At 65.6% G+C, this 16,756-nt stretch carries 8 protein-coding genes; 6 read left to right on the forward strand and 2 right to left on the reverse strand.

Features of this window, described 5'->3' with window-relative positions:
• The first annotated feature begins 66 nt into the window (after nucleotides 1-66).
• The 3 genes from J4O76_RS20460 (at nucleotide 67) to J4O76_RS20470 (ending at nucleotide 3,950) form a co-directional block, all read left to right on the forward strand.
• A complete protein-coding gene (locus tag J4O76_RS20460; protein ID WP_426283899.1) occupies nucleotides 67-858 on the forward strand; it encodes an SDR family NAD(P)-dependent oxidoreductase in 792 nt (263 codons plus the stop codon).
• Entirely contained in the window at nucleotides 855-1,901 is a 1,047-nt protein-coding gene (locus tag J4O76_RS20465; RefSeq protein ID WP_426283900.1) for a glycosidase, read from the forward strand. Before J4O76_RS20460 ends, J4O76_RS20465 begins: the two co-directional genes overlap by 4 nt.
• Nucleotides 1,902-2,114: 213 nt before the next feature.
• Nucleotides 2,115-3,950 carry a cation:proton antiporter gene (locus J4O76_RS20470; protein ID WP_426283901.1) on the forward strand — a complete coding sequence of 612 codons (1,836 nt, stop codon included), beginning with the start codon at nucleotides 2,115-2,117 and terminating at the stop codon, nucleotides 3,948-3,950.
• Nucleotides 3,951-4,200: 250 nt separating this feature from the next.
• On the opposite strand, the gene J4O76_RS20475 is transcribed toward J4O76_RS20470, so the two are convergent.
• Both J4O76_RS20475 and J4O76_RS20480 read right to left on the reverse strand, forming a co-directional pair.
• Nucleotides 4,201-7,575 (reverse strand): UvrD-helicase domain-containing protein, encoded by a 3,375-nt coding sequence (locus J4O76_RS20475; protein WP_426283902.1) that lies wholly within the window; start codon nucleotides 7,573-7,575, stop codon nucleotides 4,201-4,203.
• The gene (locus tag J4O76_RS20480) at nucleotides 7,575-10,223 is read right to left on the reverse strand and encodes a PD-(D/E)XK nuclease family protein (RefSeq protein ID WP_426283903.1); all 2,649 of its coding nucleotides are present in this window, start codon (nucleotides 10,221-10,223) and stop codon (nucleotides 7,575-7,577) included. The genes J4O76_RS20475 and J4O76_RS20480 overlap by 1 nt, the downstream gene beginning before the upstream one ends.
• A 493-nt stretch (nucleotides 10,224-10,716) precedes the next feature.
• Between J4O76_RS20480 and J4O76_RS20485 the strand changes: the two genes are divergently transcribed.
• From J4O76_RS20485 to J4O76_RS20495, 3 genes are read left to right on the forward strand one after another with little or no spacing between them, the layout of a single operon-like run.
• Complete coding sequence (locus J4O76_RS20485) at nucleotides 10,717-11,913, forward strand: DUF6361 family protein (protein ID WP_426283904.1); 1,197 nt, start codon at nucleotides 10,717-10,719, stop codon at nucleotides 11,911-11,913.
• Complete coding sequence (locus J4O76_RS20490) at nucleotides 11,910-13,718, forward strand: hypothetical protein (RefSeq protein WP_426283905.1); 1,809 nt, start codon at nucleotides 11,910-11,912, stop codon at nucleotides 13,716-13,718. Before J4O76_RS20485 ends, J4O76_RS20490 begins: the two co-directional genes overlap by 4 nt.
• Nucleotides 13,715-16,714 (forward strand): DEAD/DEAH box helicase family protein, encoded by a 3,000-nt coding sequence (locus J4O76_RS20495; protein WP_426283906.1) that lies wholly within the window; start codon nucleotides 13,715-13,717, stop codon nucleotides 16,712-16,714. Before J4O76_RS20490 ends, J4O76_RS20495 begins: the two co-directional genes overlap by 4 nt.
• The last annotated feature ends 42 nt before the right edge of the window (nucleotides 16,715-16,756 follow it).

The following is a 16,756-nucleotide window of genomic DNA, read 5'->3' on the forward strand; positions in this document are numbered from 1 at the left end:
AGCTCGCCTCCACGACATGACAAAAATGAGAATTGCTCACGTCGAAGCTCGCGCCGATACGCCTCGATGAGACTCGAAAAGGGCGACAGGATGGCGAACGGCAGGTGCGTGTTGGTGAGCGGCGCGGAAAGCGGGATTGGCGCGGCCTGCGCGGTCGCGTTCGGCGCGCTGGGCGACAGGGTGGTGGTGCTGTTCCACGATGCCCGTAACGATGGAAGCGACACCGTCGCCCAGGTGAAGGCGGCAGGCGGCGACGCGATCGCGGTCCAGTGCAATGTCGGCGACGAGGCATCGGTGGAGGCGGCATTCGCAGCCGCCGAGCAGGCGTTCGGGCTCGTGACCGTGCTGGTCAACTCCGCCGGGATCAACATGGCCGGTGTCCCTGTGCGGCAGATGACGATGCCGCAGTGGCAGCGCATGCTGGACACCGACCTGACCGGCGCGTTCCTCACCTCGCGTCGCTTCGTGCGCGACCGGCCGGCGAACACCCCCGGCGCGATCATCCACATATCGTCGATCCACGCCTATGCTGTGCGGGCCGGCGGCGCGGATTATTGCGCGGCCAAGGGCGGCCTGACCAATCTGATCGAGACGCTCGCGATCGAGGAGGCGCCCAACGGCATTCGCGTGAACGCGATCGAGCCGGGCATGATCCTGACGCCGATGAACGAGCGCGCCAGCGCCGATCCAGTCTATCGAAAGACGCTGGAACGCAACATCCCGATGGATAGGGCGGGCAGGCCAGACGAGGTCGGCGATCTTGCCGTGTTCCTGGCTTCGGACAAGGCGTCGTACATCACAGGCGCGCGGATCGTGATCGACGGTGGCCTGTCGCTTATGCAAGCACTCGGCGCATGACCGGCGGCATGTCCCCGGGACCGTCATCGGCGACCGGCGCCACCAATCAATCGGAGGTCGCGCCAGGGGTGCCGATCGTCTGGTCGCGCCTGCCCGCTGACAGCGTGACGGGGGACCGCAAGGTGCTGGTCGATCCCTCGTCCGGCTCGGTCGATTTCAATGTACAGGAGTTGCAGGACATCCAGCTCGTGGGCCCGCCGTTGCTGATGGCGCGTGACCTGATGAGCCCGTATGTCTGGTTGGAACCCGACGGCCGGTTCGGCATCATGGTGCGCGCGGTCACACGTCCCGGCGAGGCGATGACCGATACCGGCATCATCTGGGCCGGCTGGAGTAACGACGGCGTCAATTTCGCGATGCTTGACCAGCCCTCGATCCTGCCCGGCGCTACGGGCGAAAAGGATTCGGGCGGCGTGGAAGATCCGACCGTCGTGAAGATGGAGGATGGCAGCTACGTCGTCTATTATACCGGCGTCGAGGCCGACATGGCGCATGGCGAGATGTTTTACGCCGCTGGTCCCAGTGTTGAGAAACTGGTGAAGATCGGCGTCGCGCTTGCTTCCACAAAGTCGCTCGGCAACACGAAGGAAGCGACGGTCGATCGCGAGAAGGACGGGCGGTGGAGCCTGTTTTACGAATATGCGGCCGACGAGGCCAGTCGCGTCGGCTTGGCCATCGGTATCAAGGTGGATGGGCCGTGGGACGAGCAGCCGACACCCTTTATGCCGCGCGAGGACGGGTGGGACAATTGGCACCTGTCGACCGGCCCGATGCTGCTCGACGACCCCGAGATGCCAGTGATGTTCTACAACGGGGCGACGCACGATGCGCGCTGGCGGATCGGTTGGATCGCGTTCGATAAGGAACTGACCCGCGTGGTGGACCGCTGCATTGAGCCGTTGATCACACCGCCGCCTGTACCCGACCGGACGGCAAGCGATATCGCTTTCGCCGCCTCCGTCACCAGCCGCGACGGCGAGGTCTGGCTGTACTACTCGCTTGAGGACCGGCGTCTGTCGCGGGCGCGGCTGAGGCGGAGCTGAAAACCGCACGGGACGATAGAACTGGCAACCGGCCAGAACTAGTCCGAAAAGTGAGCTTATAGACCCAGAAAGCGACGTCCAAACGACCTTGGCGCCTGCCCGGCACCGGTCACTCGTTCATCTCAACTCGAATGCCCGTGACAAGAGCAGCACCGACCCGCCATGCACGCCTGGACGGCCGTGATGGACTGCCGCTCGCGTGAGGTGACCTACATGGAAGATACGATCCTGCTCCTGGTGGTCGGAGTGGCGGTAGCAGGCGTTTTTGGTCAGTGGCTAGGCTGGAAGCTCAAGCTGCCCGCAATCATCCCGCTGCTCGCTATCGGCGCACTGGCCGGGCCTGTCGCCGGTATTATCCGACCGTCGGTCGCACTCGGCGAGGTCATGCGCCCGGCGATCGGGATGGCTGTGGCGATCATCGTGTTCGAGGGCGGGCTAAACTTGAACTTGCGGGAGCTCCGCTCGGCGGGATCGGGCGTACTGCGGCTAGTGGCGGTGGCGCTACCGCTCAATTGGGTATTCGGAACGCTCGCGGCGCACTTCGTCGCGGGCATGTCGTGGCCGGTGTCGGTGCTGGTCGGCGCCATCCTGGTTGTGACCGGTCCGACCGTCATCATGCCGTTGCTGCGCCAGGCAAAGCTGGAGCCGCGCTCGGCGTCGTTCCTGAAATGGGAAGCGATCGTCAACGATCCAATTGGTGCCACGGTCACGTTGCTAGTGCTGAGCTTCCTCACTCTGTCGACGACGATGAGCACCGGCGACGCCGTCCTGCACCTTGCATGGCGGACGCTGGTCGGCGGTGGCATCGCCGCGGCCTTGGGCCTGGTCGTGCCGTTTGGCATCCGGACCTTGTTCCGCCGCGACCTCGCTCCCGAGTACCTGAAGACGCCCATTCTGTTGGCCGGCGCGCTGGGCGTCTACGCGGCCGGCGAGGCGGTGCAGCCCGAAACGGGGCTGATCGGCGCCACGCTGTTCGGCGTCGTGCTGGCGAACATCGACGTGACCGGGCTGCAGGAGCTGCGCCGCTTCAAGGAGGCGCTCACCGTATTCCTCGTCTCCGGCCTGTTCATCCTGCTGACCGCCAATATTGATCGTCAGACCGTGCTGATGCTCAGCTGGCCGATCGCCGCCACGACGCTAGCGATCCTGTTCGTCGCCCGGCCGCTGGCGATCGCGCTGGCGATGATCGGCGCAAAGGTTAGCTGGCGGGAGCGGCTGCTGGTCGGCTGGATTGGGCCACGCGGCGTCGTCGCCGCCGCGATCGCGGGCGTCGCGGGTGAGCGGTTGGCAAAAGCCGGCTATCCCGACGCTCAGCTCGTCTTGCCGCTCATCTTCGCGGTGATCGCGTCGACGGTCGTGCTGCACGGGTTGTCGCTGGCGCCGATCGCGCGACGCCTCGGACTTGCCTCGGGCGGACGGAGCGGATTGTTGATTGTCGGGGCGTCGAGCTTCACGGTAGCGCTCGGCGAGGCGCTACGCGAAGCAGGCGTGCCTGTGCTGGTGGTGGACCGGTCGGCCCTTGCCCTCAAGGCTGCGCGACTGGCGGGCTTGCAGACGATGCGGATTGAGGTGCTGTCTGTGCTGGGCGAGGAGACGATCGACCTGCGCGATTACGAACATCTGCTGGCCGCCACGCCGGACGACGCATATAACGCACTAGTCTGTACACGCTTCGCTAGCGAGCTCGGTCGTGAGCGCGTCTACCAGATCGCGCCGGACGAGAGTTCGGGCCGTCACGCCGCCTCGCGCGAATGGCGCGGTAAGATCGCTGTGGACGCCGACATGGTCCACCTCCGCCTATCCGACCTGATGCAGGGCGGTGCTGCCTTCGTGGTCGAGCCTGTTCCCGCAGATGCGGACGCTGGTCAGCCAGGCTGGCCGGTGGCGGTGGTAAGCGCGGGCGGTGGGTTTACGCTGGTCAGCCCCGACGACGAGAGCGAGAGCATGCCCGGCGACCTTGTGGTCCGGCTCTACCAGCCCGCGCTCATATCTACGCCGGTTGCGACGCGTCGACGTTTCGGACTGCCGAAGAAGCGGGCACTCGCCTGAAGCTGCCGGGCAACTGATACGGCTAGCAGTCCATATCTCTCGCAAGTCATGGCATGCCGAGCCTCACCTATCGGTGCATTATAGAAGACCGTGTCGCAACCGAACGAGAGATCGCAGCCGCGCGGACCCTTTCGGAACCGATGCCTTTTCCCATTCGGAGTTGTGCCATTTGAGTGTACCTTGAGAGGACCAAGCCCTTTTCTACCATTTCAGCTCAAACGGCGACAGAGCGAGTACGCTTTGGCGTGGCTCAGCAGACGGCCAAGACGCTCCCGCTGGTAACGAACACGACCATGCCTTTTGGAACACCGGTCACTTCAAGGTACCTCCGAACTTGCGATCGGTAATGCTCCGAAGCTGCTGCACTTGGATTAACATCGCTCTTCCAGTCGATCACCAACTCAGGCTTGCCATCTTCGCCAATGCAAAGCGCATCGACGATGCCAAAGGTGGCAAGTTCGACGCCGTCTTCCTGGCCCAGCCCATAGACCGGCAGCTCGGGCAGAAGCCTCCCCCGGATTGCGACGATCTGGGGCAACGCCAGCGTCTTCGCGACCGCCTTGCCCATCTCGTCCGGCGACAAACTTTTGGCTGGGTCAGTTCCGGGCTCACGGCCCAAGTCACGGATCAGGTCCGCAGCTCGTCCGACGAGCGTTGTGACGTCGTCTGCCGTCTCGCCGCTCAGTACCTCCTCGAACAGCTTGTGGATGACGAGACCGCGCTCACGGCCACCCTGAACGAGGACCTGCTCGTTTGCTGGCGGTTCGTCGTCGCCGGTAACTACGATCTGCGGCTCGGATGCGACAACCAGCGGCCCCATCGGATCCTCGTCTCTGCTTGGAGCAACCCAGCGTAGCCTGGTGGTCGCCGCCACGACGGCCGCCGCCTCGTTTGCAAAGACCTCGCGCGTCTGCCCATTCTCCGGATCGCCGTCGATCGTCTCGAACCCTGCCGGATGCTGCTCGATGTCGATCAGCGGAAGCCCATCAAGATCAAAGTCCATCAGCGCGTTCCAGCTGCTCTTTGAGGCCGGCACGTCTAGCTTTGGCAACACGAGTAGCTCGCGGGCGCGGGTCGCCGCCACGTACCATAGCCGCAGCCGCTCACGCTCACGCTCGGCGACTTCTCCTGCCTTGGCATCCTCATAGCCCGCAGGCGCAACGCCGAGGATAGGCAGGAAGATGGTCTTCGTATCGCTGTTGATAATCGGGTCGCGCACGTCATTACCAGCCGTCATCGTGTTGATCGGGACTACGATCGGCCATTCAAGTCCTTTAGAGGCGTGCATGGTCACCAGCGACACCGCCTCCTCCTGAGCGTCCGGCCGCCCCTCCGCCGATCGTGTCTTGCCCTCCCACGCCGCGGTCATTGCGTCTGCGAACGCCCTAAGGCCGCGCACGCCATAAGGTTGTGCGAGGCTCAGATAGAGATCGACATTGGCGAGCGGACGCTCCGCCTGCCCGCCATGGCGCTGGAGGAGAATAGGCCGGACGCGCAACAGGTCGATCGCCTCTGCAAGCATCTGGTGCGGCGTGGTCCCATTGATCCCTTGCCGAAGCGCCTGGAGCTTTTCGACGATATCGCGAGCGTGGCTATTTTCGATCGCTTCCGGATCGAGGTGCATGGTGAGCCGCGGCCGAGCATCGGGTCGCGCGGGATCGCGAGGCTGGCTCCAGACCAGATCGAGCAGTTGCTCCTCCGTCAGTCCGACCAACGGCCCCCGTAGGAGCGCGATCAGAGCAAGCGTGTCGCGACTGTCGGCCAACACGCGCGTGATCGCGATGAGGTCCTGCACCTCCTGGCGCCGGTAAAAGCCTTTCCCTGCCTGCGTCGCGACCGGTACGCCGCGCTTCTCAAGCGCCTCCTCGTAGCGCCACAATTCGGTGCCGCCCGGCGCCAGCAGGGCAATGTCGCCTGGCCGGCAGGGCCGACGCGTGTCGGTCTTGCGATCGACAATGATCTGGCTGCCGATCAGCCGGCAGCACATCTCGGCTACCACCTCGGCTTCGCAATCGCGCTGCGCCCCCGCCTTGGCCTTGCCGTCCTCGCCCGCGCAAGGAACAGCAAGTGCTGCAACGCAAAGCCCCTCGCCATGATCCGGGTGGAAGCTGTCGAGCGCTGTAAAGCCCGGCTGCCCCAGTTCCACTGACATGTGCGGTGCAAAGCGCTCGTTCACATATGCAAGGATCGCGGCGCACGAGCGGAAGTTGGTCGAGATCGACAGCAGGTCGTTGGGGCTCTGCGCCCGGATCGCTTCGCGAGCGCGGATGTAGGCGGCAACGTCTGCACCGCGGAATCGGTAGATCGCCTGCTTCGGGTCACCGACGAGAAACAGCGCTCCCGGCCTGATCCGGTAATTCGCCCAGTCCTGCGGATCAGCGCCATCGACCGGATCACCGCAGAGCCGCCAGAAGATCTCGGTCTGGAGCGGATCGGTGTCCTGAAACTCGTCCACCAAGACATGCGCGTAGCGCTTTGCCAGCGCTTCGCGCACCGGTGGATGATCGCGCAGCAAATCGCGCGCCGCGAAAATCAGATCATCGAAATCGAGCAGCGCTGCCGAGCGCTTATAATCGCGGAAGTTGTCGACGATCGGCTGGATCGCACGCATCAGGTCGGCCAGCACGCGCCCCGATGCAGCCTGGAGCAGAGCGGTCCAGCCCGCGCAGCAGGCGAGATGAAGGTCTTCTGCTTGGCCGTTGAGTAGGCCGCCGTCCGCCTTGGAGAGACCGGCAGTCTTTGCCGCCGCCTCCCATTTGCCCTTCTTTTTGTAGACGCTGAACGTGCCCTTGGCGGTACATAGCGATGGGTGCGGCACCGAGGCAAGCAGACGAACGAGTGTCCCTGGGCTTTCGTTCTCAGCCGCAACCGCTACCGCTTCGCCCATCTTCACAAAGGCAGACGCGCCAGCGATGCTCTCGAGCTCCTGCACTGCCGTCCCGATGACGAAGGCACGATAAGCATCGGCCGCTGCACGATAGGCTGTCACCAACGGCCCAAGTGCACTGACCTCGGGCGCCACGAGCACGCGATTGTCGCGCAGCGCGCCGGCCGCGGTTGCAATCAACTCACTCGCCTTGGTCGGGTTGAGGAAGACGAGCTCGGACACGAGGCTCTCTTCGCCGGAGTTGAGAATGTCGCGTAGCCACCGATCGACGGCATCGCCAAACACCAGGTCGGCTTGCGCGGAATCCATCAGGGAAGCGCCGGGATCAATGTCGGCCTCTACCGGATAGGGCTTGATAAGCCGCTGACAGAAGCCGTGGATCGTTGAGCAGGTGATCTCGTCGATCGCGGAGGCGGCTTGATTGAGGTTCGCCCGCTGCGCGTCCGATAGGCCGTCGGGCAGCGCGATCCGAAGCTCGCGTGGAACATGCCCGTCAAGCAACTCATCGACGAAGTCGCGGACGCGCGCCAGGAGCTCGCTTGCGGCCAGCTCAGTGAAGGTGACAGCTGCGATCGCCTTGGGTGCAGCGCCGCCCGCGAGCAGCAGCGCGAGCCGCCCGGCCATGACAGCGGTCTTGCCAGAGCCAGCGCCGGCTTCGACCAGGACAGAGCGATCGTGCGCGGTCATTGCGACCAGACGCGCGGCTTCATCGCGAAGGATTGGGGTCGCAATGTTCATCAGATCGCCTCCCAGACGAGCGCTGCGTCGCCCAGCGCTACACGGGCCGGCTCCGATTTGCGCGGACAATAGCCGTTGGCGGCATTGGCCGGCAGCGCGAAGCTCAGATCGTCATAGTCGCCGCCATTGTCGGGGCCGATCACGGCGCGGCCGGCGAGCAGGCTCGCCCGCGCTGCGCTCAGATGTCCAGCCAGCTCTTCCAACACGACGCCCGGCTCTTCAAGGTGACGGGCCTCGGTGTCGCGCGGGTAGAGAAGCGCCGCGTCGATCTCGACGCTATCGCCGAGCAGCGCCTTCACCGCATAGGCGTAGAGACAGCGCTGCAGCTCCTTCCCGCCCTGCAGGGTCACCGGCTTCGGAGGCAGCCTGCCGCCCTTGTAGTCCAGTACCCTCGCCTGTGCGCCATCTCCGGACAGATCTAGCCGGTCGATGTAGCCCCAGATCTGGAAGCCTGTGTCAGCGATCTCCACCGGCGTGGCTGGGTCCCAAGGCAAAGCTCCATCGTACTTGGCCTCCTGCCCGCCAAAGGGAACTTCGGTGTAAGATTTCTGACCGCCGAGAGCCGCCTCGGGATGCTGGAGAGCGTTTAAGGCGGTCTGCCGGGCCTCCTCGATCGTGCGTCGCCAGACGACGAGAGGCGGCACCGCCTGCTCGGCCTGCCATTGCCCGGCGACAATCACGGATGCCTGCTCAATCGCAGCAATGAGCTGATCCGAGCGTGCGCTGGCGAGGCTCCCCTGTCCTTCAAGCAGCCGCACCGCGTGATCCAGCGTTTCATGTAGCAATATGCCGCTCTGGCGCGCGTCTAGTACCAACGCCTCCTCGGCGCTTTCCGGAGCCCTGATACCGAGAGCATAGCTCCAAGTGAAGCCAAGCGGATTGCGCAGCAGTTTAGCGAGCGAACTCGCTGACTGCACCCGCTCCAATGCCGCCAGGAGCGAAGGATGATCGGCACGAACGATCCCGTCATGAGGCGTTACAGCGGCTTTCTGCCAGTTGCTCCAGCAGGCGACGGCCGATAGCGCCTGATCGCTGGCACCAAAGTCGGCGGGACGCGCCAGCAGGCGATCAGTCTCGCTCATTGCATGTGCCGGCCGCCGATTGCGGCGAACATAGCGAGGTTCGGGATGCCCGCGCAGCAGCGGGCTTTTGCCGAGAAGCCGCCCTTCGTTGTCACGCCGCGCGCGTGACAGCACGACTTGGCCCGTCGTCGTGCGCAGGATTGTCTCGAAGTCGCGGCGATCAGCTGCAGTAACGGGCAGCGGATCGAGCTCCGCGACGGGCACGATGTGGTCGGACAGCAACCGGTCTTCGGAGATCCGTCGCGGCCATCCCGTAGAGGTCAGGCCGAGCAGGCGCACGAACTTGCGGGGCGACGCCGCCAGCGCCGACGCCGGCATCCACGCGACCGACACGCACGCCTCACAAGCGTCTTCCTGCCGCAAACCGTCGATAGTTACGTCGATCGCTGCCGCACTGCCCGCAAGCAGGGCCTTTCTCCAGATACGCAGCGAACCGCCCGAAAGGAACGCTCGGCCAATCTCCTCGGCATTGCTGGTCCCGCCGCTGAGCTTTTCGACGATCGAGCGCAGCTTGGCCGTATGATCGATGCCGTCAGGCCATCGATCGGCGCTTAGACTGCTCAGAAGGCGCGCCCATGCTTCGGTAGACGATAACGGGGCGTCGCGCGGCAGCACACGTTGCCAGCCATCCGGCAGCGCCTGAAATGGTCCTGAGCCAGAGAGCAGCGTGGCGAGCCGACGGAGACGGCCTTGTGAGATCCCGCGCACCAATAAGTCGGCTAGCGCCGCCGCGGTTTGACCATCCCGGGTGGTCACCACGCGAACGCTGTGGACGAAGTGAAGATCGATGTTGGCGTCCGCACGGAGCGCCATGAACTCGTCGTCATAGGCCGCCGGGGCGGCAGCCGCGATCGCGATCTCCGACGGTTTAGCGATCCCGCTGGCAATCAGCTCACGCGCCCAGCGCAGCGCCTCGGTCGCCTCATGATAACCGCTGGCAGCACTCATTGCCTCCACCTTCGGTGTGGTTGGTTCAGAGCGGATGATCTGGACTGCGGAGCCTTCTAGCCATTTTGGTACAGAGCGCGGACCGGCGTACCAGCGCACGGGCATGGTGTCTGCCAGCGCAAGCAGCAGATCGCGCCAGCAGGGCGAAAGCTCGCTGATGCCAACGATTTCGATATCGCCAAAGAGCGCTGGCGCATGGCGGAGCCGCGCCATAGCTCTGGAGGCAAGATCGCCCGGTCGCAGCATCGATGATGGCAGATGCCCAATGACGGCTTGCTCGAGCGTCGCCATAGCGGCCAGCCGTGGATGATCGTCCGCCCTCCCCGAGAGATCGATGCCGGTACGCCAGACCTTGTGCAGAGTGTCTGCCGCAGCGCCTACCATCCCTGGTAGAAGCTTGATGTCGTCCAATTCGCCCAAGTCTGTCTCGGGTAGAGCCTGCTGGATTGCATCGCGCAGCGCCTCAGTGTCGATCGCTTGCGCGAAGCCGCCAGCGAGCCGCGCCGCCAACTGTTCAAAGGCCAACACTTGTACGCCGTGCCGCTGGTTGCGGGCGGCATCGAGCCGGATCTCACGAGAGGCGAGGCGACCGTGCGCTATGTAGGTCTGCCGCTTCATAATTTTCATCCAGTGCAGCTCATCGATTGCGAGCTTAGATGGCGGGGGAGTCGGGATCAACGGCACGACCGTCTCAGCACTTTCCACCCTCATTCAAGCTAGGTCGCGGACGGGGCTGTGTCTGTCCACGGGGCGGGTTGCGCACCGAGCCGTACCTGAGCAGCATGTCACTCGCAAATAGCGGCTCGATCGCGATTCCGTAAGCATCGAAATCTGGCTCATCTTCATCTAATGGCTTGGTCTTCGAGGCTTACTAGTTAAGCTCAGGCGATCGCGGGGGTGCCTCGCAATCGAAGAACGCCAGGGCGGGGAACGTATTGGACAAGCTGCTCGACCAAAGTCTGTTTCTCCTGCGACTCGCCTGCTCCCGCCGCTGGGTGGTGCCCTTCGTGGCCCTTGGGACCATTCTCGCAATGCCAGGACTGCTCCGTTGGCGCGCCGGACGTGCCACGCGCCCGTTCACCGCCTCTGCCCGGCGCCGAGCGATGGGACAATGAACGTCGACGCCACGGATCCAGCGATCGGCTGGTTCATGCTTTCCGAGGCAGACCGCGCGGCGGCGTCGCGGCACCTCGCGAAGCTCGCTTCGGACGGTACGCGCGACGAACTCGGCTTCGCGCCGATCCACTTCGCGTTCGCCGACCGCTTCTTCCCAGGCACCTCCGTCCAGCACGCCCAGCTCCGCTACGTCCTCTTCGTCGCCTGGGCCTACCAGGAGCTTCTGGAGGCCGATCCGGGAGCCCGCTTCAGCGAGGAGGATCTGCGCGAGATCGAGCGCCGGTACTCGCGCCGCCTCATTGACACGGCTCCCCAGCTGCAGAACTCCGGAATCTCGGGTTGGATGAAGTACGAGGCCGGAACGCTTCCCGCCGTGCGCGCGAGCACCATTTACTGGACCGCGCTCCGCTCCTGGGGGCTGGTCCGGTCGCCGATCACCGGCGAGCCACCATCGGAGGCGGAACTGCGGAACGCCTGGCCGCGGCTCGTCACGCGGGCGGAAACGGACAACGGGAAGGCGGCGGCGATCGACATCTTCGAGGGAATTCCAAAGCGCCCCGCCGACTGGACCCGCAAGACCGGACCGCTGGACTTCGACCTGAGGCCAGCTGAGGCCAGGTTCCTGCAGGCACGCTGGCGAACGGCCGGTCACGGCGGAACGCAGCCGCTCATGAGCAAGGTAGCCGATGCCGGCATCCATACCGGACCGCTTTGGTCCCGGGAGGTCCGGCGCGTCGCCAGCGAGCGTGAACGTGTCTCCCTCGACATCGCACGACGCGCCGCCTCTATGGCGTGCATCGCGCGTGCCGCACACGCCGCGCTGATTGAGGCCCGCCGCAACCAGGACCTCGGACGCGATGACGCCCGACACCGCGACGCGCTGCCGAAGCTCGTCGAGGACCATCGCCAAGCCACGCTCGAACTCGACGTTGAGGCGCTGAGGGTCGAGACCGGGATGGACCACAGGCTCGCCACGTTCATCGAGCGGATCAAGGCCTGGACTACTGATCGCGACAAGCTCGCGGCGCTCGAGGACACGATCGTCCGGCGGGAGCATGAGCTGAAGGGCGGTCGTGCATACCTTTCCAATGAGAGGCGGCGGGTGGACTGGAGTAAGGGGGTCGCCGAGCCCCTAGACTACAGGTGGCCCACGGTGACCCATCTGGTCGCCAGCGTGCTGGAGGTCGCATGAGCTTCGAGCCGGGCGACGGGGCGTCCGTGTTCGCCGCGATGCGACCACGCAAGGGACAGATGCTAACCCGCGCGGTCATCGCCACCTATTCGCTGGACATGGTCGCGCTGCTGGGGCTGGTGCTGGCACTCGGCGGAGACGACGAGGCCGACTTCGCGAGCTCGCCGCTCAGCTTGGTCAAGGCGTTCGAGCAGGTTCGTGGCAAGCTCGTCGTCATGCACCAGCTCGGACGCATATCCGCGCCTCGCGCGCACCGCTCGATCCTCCCTCTCCTAGACACCATGCTCCACGGCGTGGCCACCGACGAACGGACAGCGAGCTGGCATCCCAAGATCATGCTTGCGCGGTACAAGGGCGATGGTGGCCCCGAGTGGCGGTTCTGGATCGGGAGCCGGAACCTCACCGGCTCGACCGATCTCGAAGCGGGTCTGCTCCTCGTATCGGGCACCGGCCGCGGGACGAGGCAAATCGCCGACGTCCACGACCTAGCCGCCGAACTGCTTGCAGGCAGCCTGCAGGAGGGAGAGCTCACCGAGCTGCGGGAGGCCAAGTGGTCCGCGCCATCCGGCGTGACGGTGCGCCGGCTGCTATGGCGCAGGCCAGGAGAGGATAAGTCGTTCATCGACGAGTGGGAGAACCGTCGCCCCGAGAGCATTCGCGCGTTGAGCCCGTTCATCGACAGGACCGGGGTCGGTGCCATCCTCGGGGTGATCAGTGGGCCCATGACCCTGATGACGACACGGGAGGCAATGTCGAGCTGTGGGCCGTTGGGGCGGGTCGAGTACCGCACGGCCGCCGCGCCCGATCCGGAGGCCGAGGTCCGGGTTGAGGACCAGCAGGAGGAGGCTGCCGGAGACTTCTCCGACCGACCCACCATCGGGGTGCACGCCAAGCTGCTGATGACGACGCGCGGACAGAAGGCGGAGATGATGCTGGGCAGCGCGAACCTCACGCGACGCGGCCTTCGAGGACCCAACGCGGAAGCGGTCGCGCTCCTGGACATTTCCGATCCCGCAGTATCCGGGCCGCTCGCGGGCTTCATCGACCAAGGGGTCCAACTCTCGGCGGAGCAGCCGGACGAGGAGCGCCAGACGCGTCTGCAGATCGAGCGGGAGCTCGACCACGCCATCTACGCGCTGCTCGAGCGACCCATGGCGCTCCGGCTCGACGGTGCCGGCCTGCGTCTCTCGATCGACGGGGGGATCGACGATCTGCTCGCCGCCGCCACCGTGTCGGCCGCGTCGTTCAGCGCGAGCGAACGGCAGGTGCCGTGGCCCCCCGGAGCATCCGAGGTCGTGCTGCTGGAGCGTCCGCCTCCGCTCGAGGAACAGAGTTCGCTCGTGATCCTTATGGCCTCCAGCGTAAGCGACCCGGCGGTGCAGCGCAGCTGGGTGCAGCAGGTGGAGCTACCGGGTCTCGACAAGGAGCGTCGCGACCGCGCCCTGCTCGCGCGATACGTGGGCGTTTCTCGGTTCAGGGCGTGGCTCCGTTCCCTTCTAGACGGCTACGACGCCACCGGAGGCGAGCGTTGGACGGACGACGCCGCAGATCGTAGGAAGGGCGCATCCCTCCCCATCTCGCAATTCGAGCATTTCGCGCTGGAAAACATGCTCGCGAGCTGGGCGCGCGACCCGCTCGGGTTCGAGGCACGGCTCAAGGGCGTGACCGCCATGCTCGACACGTTCGAGGAGACGTTCGGGAGCCTCCCCGAGGTCGACGAGCGCTCGGCGGCGCTGCGTGAACTGGGCGAGGTGCGTCCGTTCATCGCGGCCGTGACGCTCGCGATCGGACAGGAAGCAGTATGACCGAACTCGCCCCCTTCCAGCGCGCCACGGTCGACGCCGCCGCTCGACGCCTCTCCGGCGACCGGCCGCGGCGCTTTCTTGTCGCCGACGAGGTGGGGCTCGGGAAGACGGTGATCGCACGCGCCGTAGCGGAGCAGCTCAAGGGCAGGTCGAAGCGGTTCAACGTGATGTATCTCTGCCCCAGTCTCGAGATCGCCGGGCAGAACCGGCCGAAGTTCGTGTCGCTGACGGGCATCGAGGAAAAGGCCTACCTTCCAGGTGGAGACCGGCTGGCGCTCGTCCCGGGTTCGCCTCCGAGCGAGGGCAACGGCTACCGCATCTTCGCCTTCACGCCCGAGACGAGCCTACCCGGTTGGAAGCCCGGGCCACGGACCGGCCGCAAGGCCGAGCGCTGCCTGATCCGTTCCGTCCTCGCACGCTATCCCGACATCGAGGGGGCGGTGCTCGCCCTCGACGCCGAGCGCGACGCCAGACCCCTCCTGGAGGACACCGCCGCCCTTGACGGCTTTACACACGTCGGAATCGACCGCGCGCTCCGCGACGTCTTCGCGTGCGGCGATGGCGAAGCGCTCGGACCTAAGGTCACCGGATGGCTACAGCGCGGCGACACCGGGCTGGCGGAGTTCATCGCGCGGGCGCGGTCGGCGCTGGCGCTGGCGACGCTCCGGTCAAAGACGTTCAGGCCCGACTTGGTGATCTTGGACGAGTTCCACCGTTACGCCGACCTCATCCTTCCCCGGCCCGTGGTCGGCGGCAAGGACATCGAGCGCGAGCGGGCCGCGGTGCATAGGCTCCTCGTGGACGAGCTCACCGCGGGCCCCGAGGCCCCAGCCCTCCTCCTGTTGTCGGCGACCCCCTACAGGCTGCGGCGGCTGGACGGCGAGGAACTGCACGCCGTCGAGCACTACCGGGCGCTGATCGACTTGGCAGGGTTCCTCACGGACGATCAGGGAGCGAGGCAGCAGGTGGAGGAGGCGATGCGCGCCTACCACGACGCTCTCCTCGAACCGGACCCAGAAAAGGTGAGGACATCGCTACGCGCCGCCAAGCAGCGCATCGAGACCATCCTCCAACCAGTGGTTTCGCGGACCGAGCGCGCGCTCGTGCATGAGGAAGATCTGTTTGATCGCCCGGCGACGCCAGTCGTAGTCGAACCCGAGGACCTCAGGGTGTTCCGCCACTTCGCGAAGGCTGCCTGCGCCGTGGACGCGAAATGGGCGGGCTGGACGCCAGCGATGTGGAGTTCAATCCCCTACCCGACCCAGACACTGCACGGCTACGCGCTATGGCCAAAGCTGCGCCACGCGACCGGGCAACCCGCGCTGGCAGGATCGGGCCGGGGGCAGCTGGCGCACCCCCAGCTCAGAAAGCTAGCGGAGATCGCCGGGGATCCCAGGCAGCTCAGCCTGCCATGGCAGCCGCCGACCGCCCCCTGGTGGCGGCTGGAGGGACCTTGGTCCGCCGCGAAGCGCCAGCTAGGAAAGACGCTACTGTTCTCCCGGTGGAAGGCCGCACCGACCGCGATCTCCGCGCTGCTCTCGCTCCAGATCACCGGTGGGATGCGCAAGCCTGGGAGCAAGCCACCCGTCCCGCTTCTGAGGCCAGGCGGCGGCGAGGCGGGACCACTGCTCGGCCTGTTCATGCAGTGGCCGACACTGTCGCACGCGATCGAGCCCGCCAAGACGGGCGGAGGCTCGATCCGGGCAGTGCGCACCAAGGCGCGAGACGACTTGCGGCAATTCCTCGAGGAAAAACGGATAACCCTGACCGGCAAGGGGAAACGCGGAACATGGCTGGTCGCCTGCGCTCTCGAGAGACACCTCTCTCGCCAAGGCTTCAACCGCATGAAGAGCGCCGTCCTAATCGCGAACACCGGGCGCGGCGGCCTTGCCTGGGATGACATAGAACCTACAACGAGCATTTCCCCGGGCGAGCTGTCGGCGCTCGCCGATCTCCTCATCTCCTCGCCTGGCGCGATCGTCGCACGGTGCGCTCGGCGACACAGCGTACCTTTCGATACTGCCAAGGAGGCAAGAGCGGTATTCGCTTTCGCCTGGGGCCGGCTTCGCAGTTACCTCGGACACCGCACCTTCGCGGACACGATCCTGTCAGCCTCAGACCGAAAGCGCTATCCCGACGCGCTTTGCGACGCGATGCTCAAGGGCGGCTTCGAGGCTGTGCTCGACGAGCAGATGGGAATCCTTGGCCAGCTCGGCGATGCCAAGGGTTTACAGATCATCGACCGGCTGTCCGCCAGCTTGATGGATCGTCCGGGCCTTGTTCGCCTGCGCCGTGGCAAGGCAGATGCGCGCATACCTGTGCAGGCGGTCGTGCCGTTCTCCGGAGGTGAGCAGCGCCGGACCTCAAAGGGAAAGGGAGGCAAGCTGCGAAGCGACGGTCTTCGTCAAGCCTTCAACTCGCCCTTCTGGCCGCACATCCTATGCACCACCTCGGTCGGGCAGGAGGGACTGGACTTCCACCTCTGGTGCCGCAGGCTGGTCCACTGGGACCTTCCCTCGGACCCCGTCGACTTCGAGCAGCGCGAGGGCCGGATCGCGCGCTACGGCAGTCTCGCGGTGCGTCAATCTCTCGCCAGCGCCCACGGCCGCCAAGCCCTGGCAGAGGCCAAACGTACGAGCCCGTTCCTGGGCATTTTGAGGATCGCCCGCGAGCAGCCCGCCGGCGGGACCGGGCTGGAACGCTGGTGGCTGCCTGCGAACGGTAGACCCGAGAGCATCAGCTTCGATTGGAAGTTCAGCCTGCGATCCGTCCGCAAGGAACGGATGCTGAAAGACCTCCTCCTCTACCGGCTGGCGCTTGGGCAGCCTGAGCCGGATGCGTTCGTGACGATGTTGCGGCGTATCGATGCCGACGCCGCCGAGGCCCGAAGTCTGGCGATCTGCCTAGCGGCCATATCGAAGGTCGACGCCGTCGCGCCCGCGGTCACCGTGACCGGGCCATCGTTGCGGCCGCGTGCCCCGTCTGTGGACGCTTAGAAACTGCTTGAGGGAAGAGCGCTAATTCTCCGCTAAACAACG

Source organism: Sphingomonas sp. NFX23, assembly GCF_049887795.1.
Classification (GTDB): Bacteria; Pseudomonadota; Alphaproteobacteria; order Sphingomonadales; family Sphingomonadaceae; genus Sphingomonas.

Coding starts and splice junctions, on each gene's coding strand:
- J4O76_RS20460 (WP_426283899.1), top strand. CDS start 67: ATGAGACTCGAAAAGGGCGACAGGATGGCGAACGGCAGGTGCGTGTTG.
- J4O76_RS20465 (WP_426283900.1), top strand. CDS start 855: ATGACCGGCGGCATGTCCCCGGGACCGTCATCGGCGACCGGCGCCACC.
- J4O76_RS20470 (WP_426283901.1), top strand. CDS start 2,115: ATGGAAGATACGATCCTGCTCCTGGTGGTCGGAGTGGCGGTAGCAGGC.
- J4O76_RS20475 (WP_426283902.1), bottom strand. CDS start 7,575: ATGAACATTGCGACCCCAATCCTTCGCGATGAAGCCGCGCGTCTGGTC.
- J4O76_RS20480 (WP_426283903.1), bottom strand. CDS start 10,223: ATGAAGCGGCAGACCTACATAGCGCACGGTCGCCTCGCCTCTCGTGAG.
- J4O76_RS20485 (WP_426283904.1), top strand. CDS start 10,717: ATGAACGTCGACGCCACGGATCCAGCGATCGGCTGGTTCATGCTTTCC.
- J4O76_RS20490 (WP_426283905.1), top strand. CDS start 11,910: ATGAGCTTCGAGCCGGGCGACGGGGCGTCCGTGTTCGCCGCGATGCGA.
- J4O76_RS20495 (WP_426283906.1), top strand. CDS start 13,715: ATGACCGAACTCGCCCCCTTCCAGCGCGCCACGGTCGACGCCGCCGCT.